This window comes from Streptomyces sp. CA-250714, assembly GCF_050936705.1.
In the GTDB taxonomy this organism is placed as follows: domain Bacteria; phylum Actinomycetota; class Actinomycetes; order Streptomycetales; family Streptomycetaceae; genus Streptomyces.
In genome coordinates this window covers 787,091-801,432 of sequence record NZ_JBNJMI010000001.1, presented here as the reverse complement: position 1 = coordinate 801,432, position 14,342 = coordinate 787,091, and the positions used below count along the sequence as shown (strand labels likewise).

Annotated in this window: 15 protein-coding genes; 7 read left to right on the top strand and 8 right to left on the bottom strand. The window is 68.9% G+C overall.

Translation table 11 applies throughout. The annotated features are described in order from the left end of the window. Positions 1–452 precede the first annotated feature (452 nt). The 7 genes from ACQEU8_RS03730 to ACQEU8_RS03700 form a co-directional block, all read right to left on the bottom strand. Complete coding sequence (locus ACQEU8_RS03730; RefSeq protein WP_433096743.1) at positions 453–1,529, bottom strand: maleylacetate reductase; 1,077 nt, start codon at positions 1,527–1,529, stop codon at positions 453–455. Then, positions 1,519–2,442: an intradiol ring-cleavage dioxygenase gene (locus ACQEU8_RS03725; RefSeq protein ID WP_433096741.1), complete on the bottom strand. Its 924-nt coding sequence runs from the start codon at positions 2,440–2,442 to the stop codon at positions 1,519–1,521. The genes ACQEU8_RS03730 and ACQEU8_RS03725 overlap by 11 nt, the downstream gene beginning before the upstream one ends. Beyond that, positions 2,439–3,269, bottom strand: coding sequence for a sugar phosphate isomerase/epimerase family protein (locus tag ACQEU8_RS03720; RefSeq protein WP_433096739.1), 831 nt, complete (start codon positions 3,267–3,269; stop codon positions 2,439–2,441). The genes ACQEU8_RS03725 and ACQEU8_RS03720 overlap by 4 nt, the downstream gene beginning before the upstream one ends. Positions 3,270–3,284: 15 nt before the next feature. After that, positions 3,285–3,902, bottom strand: a complete 618-nt coding sequence (locus ACQEU8_RS03715) for a nuclear transport factor 2 family protein (protein WP_433096737.1) — start codon at positions 3,900–3,902, stop codon at positions 3,285–3,287. Positions 3,903–4,071: 169 nt separating this feature from the next. Then, a complete protein-coding gene (locus ACQEU8_RS03710) occupies positions 4,072–4,863 on the bottom strand; it encodes an SDR family NAD(P)-dependent oxidoreductase (protein WP_433096735.1) in 792 nt (263 codons plus the stop codon). Next, positions 4,863–5,618, bottom strand: coding sequence for an alpha/beta fold hydrolase (locus tag ACQEU8_RS03705; protein ID WP_433096733.1), 756 nt, complete (start codon positions 5,616–5,618; stop codon positions 4,863–4,865). Before ACQEU8_RS03705 ends, ACQEU8_RS03710 begins: the two co-directional genes overlap by 1 nt. Before the next feature lie 23 nt (positions 5,619–5,641). After that, positions 5,642–6,997 (bottom strand): MFS transporter, encoded by a 1,356-nt coding sequence (locus ACQEU8_RS03700; protein WP_433096731.1) that lies wholly within the window; start codon positions 6,995–6,997, stop codon positions 5,642–5,644. Between the two features lie 290 nt (positions 6,998–7,287). Here ACQEU8_RS03700 and ACQEU8_RS03695 point away from each other — a divergent pair, with 290 nt between their 5' ends. Further along, positions 7,288–8,052, top strand: a complete 765-nt coding sequence (locus ACQEU8_RS03695) for an IclR family transcriptional regulator (RefSeq protein WP_433096729.1) — start codon at positions 7,288–7,290, stop codon at positions 8,050–8,052. Between the two features lie 276 nt (positions 8,053–8,328). On the opposite strand, the gene ACQEU8_RS03690 is transcribed toward ACQEU8_RS03695, so the two are convergent. Then, the gene (locus ACQEU8_RS03690; RefSeq protein WP_433096727.1) at positions 8,329–8,799 is read right to left on the bottom strand and encodes a MarR family winged helix-turn-helix transcriptional regulator; all 471 of its coding nucleotides are present in this window, start codon (positions 8,797–8,799) and stop codon (positions 8,329–8,331) included. Between the two features lie 118 nt (positions 8,800–8,917). On the opposite strand from ACQEU8_RS03690, the gene ACQEU8_RS03685 reads away from it, so the two are divergent. From ACQEU8_RS03685 to pcaB, 6 genes are read left to right on the top strand one after another with little or no spacing between them, the layout of a single operon-like run. Further along, positions 8,918–9,700, top strand: coding sequence for a CoA transferase subunit A (locus ACQEU8_RS03685; protein ID WP_433096725.1), 783 nt, complete (start codon positions 8,918–8,920; stop codon positions 9,698–9,700). Beyond that, positions 9,700–10,344: a CoA transferase subunit B gene (locus ACQEU8_RS03680; protein ID WP_433096723.1), complete on the top strand. Its 645-nt coding sequence runs from the start codon at positions 9,700–9,702 to the stop codon at positions 10,342–10,344. The genes ACQEU8_RS03685 and ACQEU8_RS03680 overlap by 1 nt, the downstream gene beginning before the upstream one ends. Further along, complete coding sequence (locus ACQEU8_RS03675) at positions 10,341–11,543, top strand: acetyl-CoA C-acyltransferase (protein WP_433096721.1); 1,203 nt, start codon at positions 10,341–10,343, stop codon at positions 11,541–11,543. The genes ACQEU8_RS03680 and ACQEU8_RS03675 overlap by 4 nt, the downstream gene beginning before the upstream one ends. A gap of 16 nt (positions 11,544–11,559) precedes the next feature. Next, entirely contained in the window at positions 11,560–12,333 is a 774-nt protein-coding gene (gene pcaH, locus ACQEU8_RS03670; protein ID WP_433096719.1) for a protocatechuate 3,4-dioxygenase subunit beta, read from the top strand. A gap of 1 nt (position 12,334) precedes the next feature. Beyond that, entirely contained in the window at positions 12,335–12,922 is a 588-nt protein-coding gene (gene pcaG / locus ACQEU8_RS03665; RefSeq protein WP_433096717.1) for a protocatechuate 3,4-dioxygenase subunit alpha, read from the top strand. Continuing rightward, entirely contained in the window at positions 12,919–14,313 is a 1,395-nt protein-coding gene (gene pcaB, locus ACQEU8_RS03660; protein ID WP_433096715.1) for a 3-carboxy-cis,cis-muconate cycloisomerase, read from the top strand. Before pcaG ends, pcaB begins: the two co-directional genes overlap by 4 nt. Positions 14,314–14,342: the final 29 nt, after the last annotated feature.

Below are 14,342 nucleotides of genomic sequence, written 5' to 3'. Positions count from 1 at the left end.
ACCCGACGCTGGGTACACCCGACTTTATGCTGGTCAAGCATATCTTGTAGGTTACAAATAGCTGATGAATGCATATATCCTCCACTACACGGCTGCCACTGGTGTCTGTGTCGGGAGTTGAACGCGTTTCGGAATCCGGTTACGCGCATCCGGTTACGCGAAGTGGGTGCGGAAACCGGACGTGGATGAGCCGTGTCGGCCCTGGTCCCGCAGCTGGAGCCGCTCGCGGAATCGCCGTCCCGGTCCTCGCGGCTGCTGGATGGTTCCGTTCGGATCAGGGCGGATCGTGTTGGCGGCCTCCGGTACGTGCAGATGCGCGGTGGGGGAGGAGTGCGCAGCTATAGCCGCGTGTTACGCCGCAAATGCTGACAACGCCACCGGGGCATCTCCTGGCCGAAGGCTGGGGGTGCGTACCGGGGGCCGCGAGCCCAGCCTGAACCGAACGAAACGGCCTAGCCGGCGGGGCGGGTTGTAGGCGCGGCCCCGATGAGAGCGTTGCTGAGAATGTGGCGGAGATCGCCTTCGGCGATGGGCGTGGGGTTGGCGTAGGGGGCGGCGACAGCCTGGTCGATGACGGTCCGCAGGCCGTTGTCGGGCATACCCAGGGTCCTGAGCGACATCTCGGCGCCGAGGTCTTTGGCCAGGTGGAACAGGTGGTTGGCGGGATCGGCGGTGCCCAGTGCGGTCTCCAGCGCGGTCCGCGCTTGCGGGGCGGCCGGGAGGTTGACAGCCAGGACATGGGGGAGCACAGCGGTGTGGGTTTCGGCGTGCGGTAGGTCGAAAGTACCGCCGAGGATGTGGCAGAGCTTGTGGTGCAGCGACATCGTGGTCGATCCCAATACACTGCCGGCCAGCCAGGCGCCGTAGAGGGCCGCCGAGCGGGCGTCGATGTCCCGCGGGTCGGTGACGAGGCGGGGAAGTGCACCCGCGAGGGCCCGCACGGATTCAGCCGCGATGAGGGCGGTGATTGGAGAGCCGTCCGGCGCGTAGAGCGCCTCTGCGGAGTGCGCGAGTGCGTTCAGGCCACTGGTCACGGAGAACGCGGGTGGAAGTGTCAGCGTCAGCTGGGGGTCGTAGAGCACGGTGACGGGAAGCACCCTCGGATCCCGTCCTGTGGTCTTGCGGCCGGCGTCGCTCAGGCCCCAGACCGGTGTCATCTCCGATCCGGCGTAAGTCGTCGGCAGGGCCACGATCGGCAGTCCGGTGTCCTTCGCGATGCCCTTGGCCAAGCCGATGGCCGAGCCGCCCCCGATGGCGACGCAGCCATCGGCGCCGATCTCCCGGCTCCGCGCGATGGCCTTCGACGCGACCGCGACCGGCACGTGCATGGTGGCGTGCGGATGCAGCTCCGCGATCCTGTGACCGAGCGGAGACGTCAACTCTTCGGCGAGGCCGACTTGTTCGGGCGTGCACACCACGATCAGCCGGTGCAGGCCGAGGCGGTCGACTTCTTCCAGCAGCCTGGTTCTCGCTCCCGCCGCGAAGACGACCCGACCGGGACGGCTCTCGTGGACAAAATCAGTTTGCATGGCTGTGCCGTTCGGTGAGGGGATCGAGGACGATCTCGAACTCGATGAGCCGGAAGGGGTTGGCGACGTTGTACTCCTCGGCGCGCAGCGGATCGTCGACGGTCGTGACCGGCCGGACCAACGACTGCCTCACCCCGAACACGGCGTCGGAATCCAGGTAGGGGCTGCCTTCGACGAAGAGATGGGTGGTGAGCGGGGTGTGGCCGTCGGCTTCGGCGATGACGTGGATGTGTGCGGGACGGTTGGGGTGGCGGTCGGTGGCGGCGAGCAGCTTTCCGACCGGCCCGTCGTCCGGGATCGGGTAGTAGCGGGGAACGACGGTCCGCAGCCAGAAGCGTCCGTGCGCATCGGCGGTGAAGAGTCCCCGAAGGTTGAGCCCGGGCTGTACGCCGGGTTGCTGGACGTCGTAGTAACCGTCTCCGTTGGCCTGCCATACGTCCACGAGTGCTCCGGGCAGCGGACTCCCGTCGGACGAGCGGACCTGGCCGGCGAAGACACAGGGCTCACCGTTGTGGTCGAGGGAGATGTTCGCCCCGAGCTCACGCCTCGGTGAGTCGACCATGTGGAACGGGCCGAGAACGGTCGACTCCGTGGCTCCGGCGGATTTGCGGTGGTTGATCGCATCGACCAGCATCGACACCCCGAGCACATCGGACAGCAGGACGAATTCCTGCCTGGTGTCGTCGCACATGTGCCCGACATCGGTGAGGAAGTCGACGGCCCGTTGCCACTCTTCCTCAGTGGGTTCAACGTCCTTGACGAACGCGTGCACATGCTCGACCAGACTCGTCATGAGCTGCTTCAACCGCAGGTCCGGGGTGCGGGCGAAGCTGTCGACGACGATCTCGACCGAGCTCTCTTCCGCGAAGTCGGCACGCGGGGCAATGGACTGCTCGGCCTGCTCCGTGGTCATCGGGCTCCCTCCAGGTTGGTCGTCCAGGTCGGGGTGGGATACCCCGCGCGGTCGAGTGCCGCAACACCCGCGTCGAACGCCGACCGCGCCGCGACACCGGCGGGGCGCGCGTCGAGGTCGTCGGAGAAGACCTCAACCGACGCCGGCACGGTGATGCCGAGCTCACGCAGCGCGCGGAGCAGACCGAGCGTGTCCGAGGCTCCCTGCCCGGGAAGCAGCCGGCGGTGGCGGGCCTCGTCGGCAAGGTCGGGCTCGGACTCGGGGAGCACGTCGCACAGTTGGAGGGAGGTGATCGCGGACGGGGGAACGTCCGCGAGCTCCCCGGGCTCGGCGCCGGACCGGAACCAGTGCCAGAAGTCGAGGATGACCCCCGCGTTCGGCCGGTCCGCGGCGGCGACGACTTCCCATGCCTGGCCGAATGTCCGTACGTGGCTGTAGGGGAGGAACTCGAAGCCGACCAGCAGGCCGTGCTCGGCGGCCCGGTCGCACAGCGCCGCGAACGGTCGCACGAGATCCGGCAGCGGATGCGCCGCGAACATCGGGGCGTTGAGCTGCCGGACGCCGATCCGGTCGGCGAGCCGGAACATCGTCGCCTCCACCGGGTCCTTGCCGGCAGCCCAGTCCCATGTGTGCTCCAGCTCGAACAGCCGCAGCCCGTGCTCGTCGAGCAGATCGCGGATGGCCGCGTCCGCCATATCCGCGTTGAGGTAGTCGGATACGCGCAGGCCGAGGCCGGTGAAGCCCGCCGCGGCCGCCGCGGACGCCCGGGTGGGAAGGTCCGCGAAGCGCAGGGTGTTCGCGCTGCAGGTCAGAAACGTGGTGGACATGTCTGTATCCGCCTCTCAGTGTGGGTTGCCCGGTGCCGCCGAGCCGGCCAACCAATGTGCGCCCTCCTCGTAGAGCCGCTGCACGGCCTCACCGGTCAGGCCGGGGAGACCGGCCTGGACGGTGAAACCGGCTTTGGTCTGCAAGTAGCCGAGGTGGCGATAGCCCGCGGGAAACCGGTCCAGCAGCGTGCGGTCGAGCTTGAGCTCGGCGGACGGGTCCACCAGGTGAAGACAGTCCTTCTCGTAAATGGGCTGACGACGTACGATCTTCCACTCACCCCTGTGGCGTCGGCAGAAGTCGTAGAAGCGGCCAGTACAAACCACGTCGACCTCGACGCCGTCGATGCTCCCGCGCTGGTTGATCGTCATCTTCGTCTGGCTGACAGCCCGGTCGTCTGCGATATCCGCGGTATGTCCGCCCAGGAAATGCAGAATGCTCACGCCACGGTCGAAACCGGCTTTGCTGGCCGCTATGAACTCCGTTGCCGGGCCCTGGAACCACGTCGCGGACATCCAGCCCTCGGCCGGATCCCACACAGTGGCAAAGCGATCCCAGTCCCCGGCATCGCGCCACAATGCCCAGTTCTCGACCAACTCCCGCAGGGCGTACCTGCTTTCTCTGTTTGTCGACATCCTCATTCCCTCCCATTTCATGCCGGCCAGTCCGGGCCGAAGGCGTGTACTCGGTGTCCGGATCGCCTGGCACCCTCCCGGAACACACGGCAATATTGCGGTGCGCACTGCGCTGAATGCCGTACTCTCCTGCCGTCCAGTGGCACTGTCGTGCCTTGCGGGACGCGGTTCAGCCGATGAACGGAGCGAGCTGCGTTCCGGCCGCGACATGCACGATTTCGCCGGTGATGTTGCGGGCTCGGTCGGACAGGAGGAACGCCACAGCGTGTGCCACGTCGACCGGTTCCACGAGCCTGCCCAGCGGAGAGGCCGCGGCGAACCGCTCGGCGTATGCCTCGACGAATTCGGCGTCGCCCTTCTCGGCGTTGAGCGGGGTTCGTGCGAAGCTCGGCGCGACGACGTTCGCGGTGACCCCGATGGCGCCGAGCTCTCGGCATGCCACACGGGTCATACCTACGAGCCCCGCCTTCGAGGCCGAGTACGACGCGGTCGTGCCGCCGCCCAGCCACACGCGCGACCCGATCGACACCACCCGGCCGCCGCCCTGTCGCCGCCACAGCGGGATGCAGTGCTTGATCATCAGCGCCGGGCCGGTCAAGTTGACGTCGAGGGCCGCCTGCCAGGTGTCCCGTTCCAGGTTCTCCATCGAGTGCTGTGGTTCGATGCCGGCGTTGTTGACCAGCGCGTCGATCCGGCCCCAGGCCACATCGATCTGTTCGAGTGCGGCCCGGACGGCCCCTTCGTCGGTGATGTCGGCCTCGATGCCCAGAGCGCGGTGGCCGGCGGCTTCTCCGGCGTTGCGGAGCCGGGCGGCGGCCTCCCGCGCCCCGCGGCGGTCGAGCAGCGCGACCCGGAAGCCGTCGCCGAGCAGGACTGTGGCGATGGCCACGCCCATCCCCCCGGCGCCACCGGTCACGATCGCGACCGGCCCGGCCGCGTCGTCTGGTGTCGATACGTCCACTATGCCCCTTTCGTTGTGCTGGTCGGTGCTCGGTGCTTGGTCACGAAGTCGGCAATCGTGCGCGTGAGCGCTTCCGGCATGGAGAGCATCGGCGAGTGACCGGACTCGAGTTCACTGGCCGAGTCCAGCCGGGCCGCCATCATGCGCTGGACTTCGGGCGTACACGCTCGGTCCAGGGTGCAGATGACGAAGTGCGAGGGGACTGTCCGCCAGGCCGCCTGAGAAACGACCGTGGCCCGCGTATCGGCGTGCTCGGGCGTGAGGCGTCGGGCGGCGTTCCTCGCCTCCTCCGGCGCGCAGTCGTGGTAGAAGGCGTGCTGCGCGACCTCCGGATCGATGACCAGGTAGTCGCCGACGAGGCGGATGTCGTCCGCCCCCGCCTGCGACCCCGCCTCGGCGTCGTTGACCGACGCGACCGACTCCCCCGGCTGGAGGGCGAACCCGCTGACGTACACCATGGCGCGTACCCCGGGTGCGGCGCCGACCTCTGTCAGCAGGGCGCCGCTGTAGGAGTGGCCGACGAGGACGACGTCACCGGGGATGTCGGCGAGGACTTGGACGAGGTGGTCGCAGTGGCCCCGGAACGTGGGGTCGCCCGGAGCACGGTCCTTGCCAGGCAGCGTGACCCGGACGCACGGGTAGCCGGCCGCCTCGAGCAGTGTCGCGACACGCTCCCAGGCCCACCCCCCGTGCCACATCCCGTGCAGAAGGACGATGGTGGGCTGGGACTCCGGGGTCATCTCATGTGTCGGCACCCGGACCTCCTTCGTTCGCGAATTCATTGAGTGGGGCCCGCGGCAGGCTGGAGAGGGGACCGGACACCGGCGTCACCTGTCGGTTCGGGGTGCCGGTCGCGCAGGCAATAGGTCAGGCCGATGCTGACGACGTAGATCCCGGAGATGGCCCAGAGCGTTCCGGCGACGCCGATCGGCGCCACGAGCCCGGCTATCACCGGCCCCATCAGCTGGCTCACTCCCGCTCCCAGGTTCAGGATGGCGAGGGCGCTGCCCACGCGGTGCGGGGCCAGCGAGGGCAGGATGGCGGACAGTGGAACAAAACCGGCGAGCGCGGCTCCGTAGACGACACCGACGCCGAGGATCGCCCAGAAGTTCGGGCCGAGCAGTTCCGGGACGTAGTAGAAGGCGGGGGTGCTCACGGCACAGAGGGCCCCACCGAACCACGCCACGGTCGGGACACGGCCGATGCGGTCGCCGACGTACCCGAACAGAATGTTGCCCAGGATGTTCGCCAGCAGCATCGTGCCCCAGACCGTCTGCCATTCGGAGGTGGACAGCCCGACGTGACGGACCATGAAGGTGGTCAGGAACACCACGAAGGCGTAGAAGCCCAACGTGTTGATCACCCGCACGACCCCGCCGATGCCCACCTGCGGACGCTCGACGACGATCTTCAAGGCGCCGATCAGCCCGCGCAGACTCGTGGCGAGTCCGGCTGGTTGCTGCCTGTCCGCCTTGACCATGAGGAACATCATGATTCCGCCCAGCGCGATGAAGGCGAGTGACGAGGCGAGGGTCGCGAACTCCCCGATGAGCGGAATGACCAAGCCCGCGTAGTAGGAGCTGAGCACGCCGAGGCCGAGCACGAAGAAGAACCAGTACCAGCCGACGGCCTTGCCCATCACGCTTTCGGGGGTGTCCCTCGCAACCCAGACGAGGAAGCTGTAGGCGAACAGCGGATACCCCAGGCCACGGATGCCGAAGGTGATCAGCATGAGGGGGAAATTATCCTGTGCCAGTGCGGCAAGGAACACTATTTCAGGGATGACCCAGAGGAAGAACCCCGCGAACATCACCCGCCGAATGGGGAAGGCGTCGGCCAGCGCACCCGAGAGCCAGGAGCCCAGGGCGACGACGAATCCGTAGACACTCCACAACAGTGAGACCTGGCCGGAGCCGAAGCCGTGCTCGTCGAGAAACGGGGACAAAAACCCGGCTTCGATCCCGTCGCCGACCATGAACAGGGTGAGCGCCACAAATCCCCAGCGGAGTTTTGGGACAATACCCTGACGTACCCAGAAGCTCGTGTTTTCGGAGGGGGCGGAGGCCGACGGTGATGAGATCATGAAGTTCTCCCGATCCGGCCGATTTGTTTCCACGCGGTTACGGCACGACACCAGTCGGTAATCTCCTGGTGCGGCGTCCGATTCCCGGCCCGCTCCCGCAGAACCGGTCCGTCTTCCCGACACGTCAACGCCATCGGAACCTCCTCACTGTTACGTTGGCCGCTCCGCTAGGCTCCGCCTCGGCGACCGGACAAGGGGGCAAGCTCCCTGCAACGCAGGGATAATGCAGCGGTAACTCAGCCGGGCGAAAGATTTCATTGCCATCCAGTGGCAGGGCTCGCTAAGTTGGAAGACAGACCGGTCCGGAAGCAGGCAAAACACAGCCGGACGAAGGTGAGTACGTGGCCGGACGAACGAATTCCCCAGGTCAATCCGTATCCCGGCGATTGCTCGCCGTCCTGGATTGCTTCGATGTAGCCCACCCCGCGCTGTCGCTCACCGAGGTGGCCAAGCAAAGCGGGCTGCCCCTCTCGACCGCACGCAGGCTCATCACCGAACTGTGCGACTGGGGTGGGCTGGAACGTCTCGACGACGGCCGCTATCGCATCGGCATACGGCTGTGGACGATCGGTTCTCTTGCTCCGCAGCAGCGCGACCTGAGGGCTGCGGCACTGCCCCACATGCACGATCTGTTCCAGGCCACACAGGAGAACATCCAGCTGACGGTCCTGGAGGGCCATAAGGCTCTTTGCATCGAGAAGATCTCCAGTGACCGGGCGGTGCCCACCCAGACCCACATCGGGGGTCGGCTCCCCCTGCACTGCACCGGGGTCGGAAAGGCCCTCCTGGCCTTCTCGGGAAGGGAGTTGTTCGCTTCGGTCACCGAGGCGGGCCTGACCCGGATGACTCCGCACACCATCATCCAGCCCGGCCGGCTCGCGGCCGCTCTGGCAGAGGTGCGCAGGGCTGGTGTGGCGTACGCCTTCGAAGAGATGAGCTTGGGAGCCGTGTCGGTCGCTGCCCCGGTCCTCGGCCTGGACGGCAGAGCCCGTGCCGCTCTCGGCATCGTGGCGCACTCCCACGCGGCCGCCGATCGGACGGCCGTGGACCGGCTCGCCCCCGCCGTGCGGACCGCGGCGCTCGGTATCGCCCGTTCGAGCAACTGAACCGGACGGCTCGGCCCTCGCCGACGGCCGATACCCGTCCCGGAGGGGGTTGCCCGACACGATCGGCTTCCTCGTCACCTGACGTTGAGGGCGGTGCCGCCGCTCTGACGCTGCGGGCTCGTTCCCGGCGCCCCCGGGTGTCCGGCCCGCCCTCGGAGGCGACCGGCTCAGGACGGCAAGTGATGACGGCGCTCCGGCAGACGGTATCCGCGCTCCGGCCGTCGGAACCCGGCTCCGCCCGCTACGAGCACCCGGAGCCGCTGGTTCTGCTTCCGGTCAAGTTCCCGTCTTCCCTGGCATCGGGGCGGCTGGTTTGCGCAGCCCTTCGGCTGCGTCGGACACTCTCTGCAGCAATTCGAGGAAGATGACCTGCTCCTCGGGGGCCAGTGGCGCCAGGAAGATCTGATTCATACGGAGGGTCCGGTCGGCGAGCTTGCGGTGCAGGCGCTCTCCCTCCTCGGTGATGCGTAGCACCGACCGGCGGCCGTCCTTGGTATCGCGGACCTTGTCGACAAGATTGCGCGAGACCAGGCGGCGAATCACCTCAGCGATGGTGGACCGGTCGAGACCGACGCATTCGCCCACCGTGCGCTGGTCGATTCCGTCCTCCCCGGCCAGGGCGTTGAGTACGGCGAACTGCGGGGAGGTGACCTCCTCGGAGACCGCGGTGGTCCACAGCAGTGTGTGGGCCTGCTGCAGCCGCCGGGCGAGATGGCCGGGGTGCGTGCTGAGGTCGAGCGCGGGCATGCTGCGTTCCTCTCGTAAATACTCCCTGTACTGATGGTCTTGACCCATCCACCTCATCATGTCACCCTTCCAAATCTCACCGAATTAATCAGTGCACTGAGTATTAGAGGAGAGCAGGATGGACAAGGTGCTGGCCACGGCTGACGAGGCCGTGGCCGATGTCCACGACGGCGCATCGCTGGCAGTCGGCGGCTTCGGCCTCAGCGGTGTGCCGAACGCGCTGATTTCGGCGGTGCTCAAGACGGAAGCCGGCGGCCTCGGGGTCGTGTCGAACAACTGCGGAGCGATGGACCGCGGTCTGGCCGTCCTGCTGGCCGCCGGCCGGATCGCCCGCGTCACCGGCTCGTACATCGGCGCCAACAAGGAGTTCGCCCGCCAGTATCTGGCGGGGGAGCTGGAGGTCGAGCTGATCCCGCAGGGCACGCTCGCCGAACGGCTGCGCGCCGGGGGCGCGGGAATCCCCGCGTTCTACACTCCGGCAGGCGTCGGCACACAGGTGGCCGAGGGAGGGCTCCCCTGGCGGTACGACGGTAGAGGCGGGGTCGCTGTGGCCTCGCCGCCCAAGGAAGTGCGGGAGTTCGGGGGACGCGCATACGTACTTGAGCACGCGATACGCACCGACTTCGCGCTCGTACGTGCCGCGAAGGGCGACCGGCACGGCAATCTCGTCTTCGCCAAGTCGTCCAGGAACTTCAACCCGCTCGCGGCGATGGCCGGCAGGGTCACCATCGCCGAGGTGGAGGAGCTGGTCGAGCCCGGAGAGATCGACCCGGACCACGTACACCTGCCCGGTGTCTTCGTCCAGCGAGTGGTGCCACTCACGCCCGAACAGGCGGCCGACAAGCAGATCGAGCGGCGCACCGTCTCCCCGTCCAGCGCACGAGAGGCGGTGCGGCACTGATGCCCTGGACCCGTGAACAGATGGCGGCCCGCGCTGCCAGGGAGCTGAAGGACGGCCAGTACGTCAACCTCGGCATCGGACTGCCAACTCTGATCCCCAATCACCTGCCCGCAGAGGTGGAGGTGATCCTGGAGTCCGAGAACGGGATTCTGGGCACCGGCCCCTTCCCCACCGAGGACGAGGTCGATCCGGACCTGATCAACGCGGGTAAGGAGACCATCACCGTCCTGCCCGGCGCGTCCTTCTTCAGCTCGGCTCTGTCCTTCGGCATGATCCGCGGCGGGCACATCGATGTGGCAGTTCTCGGTGCCATGCAGGTCTCCCACCGCGGCGACCTCGCCAACTGGGCCGTCCCAGGCAAGATGATCACCGGGATCGGCGGTGCCATGGATCTCGTCCACGGCGCCCGCACCATCATCGTCCTCATGACGCACACCACCAAAGACGGTTCGCCCAAGCTGGTCGCGGACTGCGCTCTGCCGCTGACCGGAAAGGGCTGTGTGGACCGGATCATCACCGACCTCGGTGTCCTCGACATCACCGACGACGGCTTCAGTCTCGTGGAGCGGGCTGCCGACGTCACGGTCGAGGAGATCACCGAGAGAACCGCGGCAAAGATCCATATCCCGGGGGAGCGCAGATGAAGGACGTCTACATCGTCGACGCAGTCCGCACCCCGATCGGCAAATACAACGGCTCACTCGCATCCGTCCGCCCGGACGACCTCGCCGCCCTCACCATCCGCGAGCTCCTGGCCCGTTCACCGGCTCTGGACCCGGCCTTGATCGGCGACGTGTTCTTCGGCAACGCCAACGGCGCGGGCGAGGAGAACCGGAACGTCGGCCGGATGGCCGCCCTCCTCGCGGGGCTCCCCACCTCGGTGCCGGGCGTGACCGTCAACCGGCTGTGCGGCTCCGGCCTCGAGGCCGTCATCCAAGCCGCGCGGGCCATCGCGCTCGGCGACGTCTCCATCGCCCTGGCCGGCGGCGTCGAGTCGATGACCCGCGCACCCTACGTCCTGCCCAAGAGCGACAGGCCGTTCCCGGCCGGGCACACCGAGCTCCACTCCACCACCCTGGGCTGGCGCATGGTCAATCCGGCGATGGAGCCGCAGTGGACGGTCCCCCTCGGCGAAAGCGCCGAACTCATCGCGGAAAAGCACACGATCACGCGTGAGCAGCAGGACTCGTTCGCGCTCGCCTCGCACGAGAAGGCAGCCGCCGCTCAGCGGAACGGACTGTTCAACGCGGAGATCTTCCCGGTGACCATTCCCCGGCGCAAGGGCGAGTCCCTCGTCGTCGAACGCGACGAGTGTGTCCGGGCGAACTCGTCGCTGGGCGCAATGGCCGGACTCAAGCCGTCATTCCGCGCCGAGAACGGTACCGTCACCGCGGGCAACGCGTCACCGCTCAATGACGGCGCCGCCGCCCTCTTGCTGGTGGACCGGGAAGGGGTGAAGGCCACTGGACGCGAGCCTCTCGCCCGGGTGTCCGCCTCCGCAGTCGCGGCGATCGAGCCCCATTACTTCGGCCTGGCCCCGGTGGAAGCGGTGCGCCGCGCGCTGGCCAGGGCCGGCCGAGCCTTCACCGACCTGGCCACCCTGGAACTCAACGAGGCGTTCGCCGCCCAGGTGCTGGGCTGCCTGGCCGAGTGGCCGGAGCTCGACCCGGCGATCCTCAATCCGCGCGGCGGCGCCATCGCCCTTGGCCACCCGCTCGGCGCCTCCGGAGCCCGCCTCGCCGGGACCGTCGCCCACCAGCTCGCCGCCGCCGGCGGCGGGACCGGCGTGGCCACCCTCTGCGTCGGGGTCGGACAGGGCCTCGCCCTCGTACTTGAGCGCTAAGGAGTCTGAAGGACCCATGGCAACCACTCAGGCCGATATCGACCGCGAGATCGCGCGGGAGCGGGAGGTGTACGAGAAGTCCGTCGCCAAGGGAGCCCCACGCACCCACCACCCGGACCGGGACTATGCCGCGTACCGGTCGAGCAGGCTGCGTCACCCAAAGCAGCCGCTGGTCTCCGTCGCCATTCGCCAGGACCCGGAGGCCGTCGAGCTGGCCTCGCCCGCGTTCGGCGAGACGGACGTCACCGCGCTCGACAACGACCTCACCCGCCAGCACCAAGGCGAGCCGCTCGGTGAGCGCATCACCGTGAGCGGCCGGGTTCTCGACCGCAGCGGCCGACCCGTGCGGGGCCAGCTGATCGAGGTCTGGCAGGCCAACGCCTCCGGGCGGTACGCCCACCAGCGCGATCAGCATCCGGCACCGCTCGACCCCAACTTCACCGGGGTGGGGCGCACGTTGACCCGCGACGACGGCGGCTACAGCTTCACCTCGATCAAGCCCGGCGCGTATCCGTGGCGGAACCACACCAACGCCTGGCGCCCGGCCCATATCCACTTCTCACTCTTCGGGTCCGCCTTCACCCAGCGGTTGGTCACACAGATGTATTTCCCCAACGACCCGCTCTTCGCGTACGACCCCATCCTGCAGTCCGTCACAGATGAGGCCGCTCGGCAGCGGCTGGTCGCCCGTTATCACCACGAGCTGTCCCAGCCGGAGTGGTCGCTCGGCTACCACTGGGACATTGTGCTCGACGGCCCCGCCGCCACCTGGATCGAGGAAGGCCGCTGAGATGACGACGCCGCTCGCTCTTCCCACCCCCTCCCACACGGTCGGCCCGTTCTACGGCTACGCCCTGCCGTTCCCCGGCGGCGGGCGTGTGGCACCAGACGGGCACCCCGACACGATCACCGTCCACGGCCATGTCCGGGACGGCGACGGCGCTCCCGTGCCGGACGCGCTGGTGGAGCTGTGGGGTCCCGGCCCTGACGGTGAACTGCCCCGTGCCACGGGCTCCTTGCGCCGCGACCCGGTGACGGGCGGCTTCCTCGGCCGCGACGGCGTTCGCTTCACCGGTTTCGGCCGGGTCCCGACCGACGCGGACGGCCACTGGGCGGTCCGTACGCTCCGGCCGGGCGCCCGCGGTCAAAGCGCACCGTACCTCGCTGCCTGCGTCTTCGCCCGCGGCCTCACCCACCACCTGTTCACCAGGGTGTACCTGCCGGAGCCGGCCGAACGGCTGGCCGCCGATCCGCTTCTCGCCTCGCTCCCGCCCGAGCGACGCGCGACGCTGGTGGCCGCTCCCGAACCACGGGGGGTCTATCAGTTCGACATCCGGCTGCAGGGCGAGGCGGAGACCGTGTTCCTGGAGTTCACATGAGGCGCGAGGGGCAGGAGGGGGACGACGGGGGCCGGATCACCCGAGAAGGCGACACCACCCCGGAGTTGCTCGCCCCGGGGCGGGCGGGCTCACCGGCCGAGGCCGCCACCAGCGACACCGCATTCCTGCAGGCGATGCTGGATGCCGAGGCGGCGCTCACGCGCGCCCAGGCGTCCCTGGGGCTGGCCCCTGCCGAGGCCGCCCAGGCCGTGACGCGGGCCGCCCGCGCGGAGTGCTTCGATGCTCGCGAACTGGCGCTGCGCGCCCGCGTCGGCGGGAACCCGGTCATTCCGCTGGTCGACGAGCTGACCGCGGCGGTGCCCGAGGCACAGGCGCCGTACGTACACCGGGGGGCCACCAGCCAGGACATCCTCGACACGGCGGCGATGCTGGTCGCCTCCCGGGCGCTGCGTCCGGTCCTGGCCGACCTGGACCAGACGGTGAACTTCCTCGCCCGGCTCGCCGCCGACCACCGGGACACCCCCATGCCCGGCCGCACCCTCACCCAGCACGCCGTGCCGACGACCTTCGGGCTGAAGGCCGCGGGCTGGCGGAGCCTGGTACTGGACGCCCGCGATCGCCTCATCGCCGTGCGCCGGTCGCTTCCGGCCCAACTGGGCGGCGCGGCAGGCACCCTGGCGGCGTTCCAGGCGTACGCGGAAGCCGACGCCGCGGCCCTGCCCGAACCCGGTGTGCGCCTCGTCGGTGCCTACGCCCGCGAACTCGGGCTCGCCGAGCCGGCGCTGCCCTGGCACGCCCTCCGCACGCCCCTGGCCGACCTGGCCGGGGCGCTCACCTTCACCACGGGGGCGGTCGGGAAGATCGCCGCCGATTCGCTGGTGCTCTCCCGTACCGAGATCGGCGAGCTGAGCGAGGGAAACGGCGGCGGCTCGTCCGCCATGCCCCACAAGTCCAATCCGGTGCGGTCCACGCTCATCGCCGCGGCGGCGCGGCGCGCCCCCGCGCTGGCCGCCGTGGTGTACGGGTGCGTCGCGGCCGAGGACGAGCGGCCCGCCGGGGCCTGGCACGCGGAGTGGGAGCCGCTGCGCGATCTGCTCCGGGTGACCGGAGGTGCCACCCGGGACGCGGCGGAACTCGTGACGAACCTGCGGGTGCACCCCGCGCGGATGCGCCAGCACCTGGACCTGACCGGGGGACTGATCGTCTCGGAGCGGCTGACCGCCGTCACCACCGCCCGGCTGGGCCCCACCCGCGCCAGGGAGTTGCTGACGGAGGCGGCACGGGCCGCCCGCAGCGAGGGCCGGGGCATGGCCGAGATCCTGGCCATGGAACCCGCACTGGAAGACCTCGACCTGGACTCCCTCACCGACCCCACTCGCTACACCGGCGCCGCGCGGACACTCACCGACCGGGCCCTCACCCGGCTCTGAGTCACGCCGGGCCTCCCACAACGGAAGCA

Coding starts and splice junctions, on each gene's coding strand:
- ACQEU8_RS03730 (WP_433096743.1), bottom strand. CDS start 1,529: ATGCAAACTGATTTTGTCCACGAGAGCCGTCCCGGTCGGGTCGTCTTC.
- ACQEU8_RS03725 (WP_433096741.1), bottom strand. CDS start 2,442: ATGACCACGGAGCAGGCCGAGCAGTCCATTGCCCCGCGTGCCGACTTC.
- ACQEU8_RS03720 (WP_433096739.1), bottom strand. CDS start 3,269: ATGTCCACCACGTTTCTGACCTGCAGCGCGAACACCCTGCGCTTCGCG.
- ACQEU8_RS03715 (WP_433096737.1), bottom strand. CDS start 3,902: ATGTCGACAAACAGAGAAAGCAGGTACGCCCTGCGGGAGTTGGTCGAG.
- ACQEU8_RS03690 (WP_433096727.1), bottom strand. CDS start 8,799: ATGCCCGCGCTCGACCTCAGCACGCACCCCGGCCATCTCGCCCGGCGG.
- ACQEU8_RS03685 (WP_433096725.1), top strand. CDS start 8,918: ATGGACAAGGTGCTGGCCACGGCTGACGAGGCCGTGGCCGATGTCCAC.
- ACQEU8_RS03680 (WP_433096723.1), top strand. CDS start 9,700: ATGCCCTGGACCCGTGAACAGATGGCGGCCCGCGCTGCCAGGGAGCTG.
- ACQEU8_RS03675 (WP_433096721.1), top strand. CDS start 10,341: ATGAAGGACGTCTACATCGTCGACGCAGTCCGCACCCCGATCGGCAAA.
- pcaH (WP_433096719.1), top strand. CDS start 11,560: ATGGCAACCACTCAGGCCGATATCGACCGCGAGATCGCGCGGGAGCGG.
- pcaG (WP_433096717.1), top strand. CDS start 12,335: ATGACGACGCCGCTCGCTCTTCCCACCCCCTCCCACACGGTCGGCCCG.
- pcaB (WP_433096715.1), top strand. CDS start 12,919: ATGAGGCGCGAGGGGCAGGAGGGGGACGACGGGGGCCGGATCACCCGA.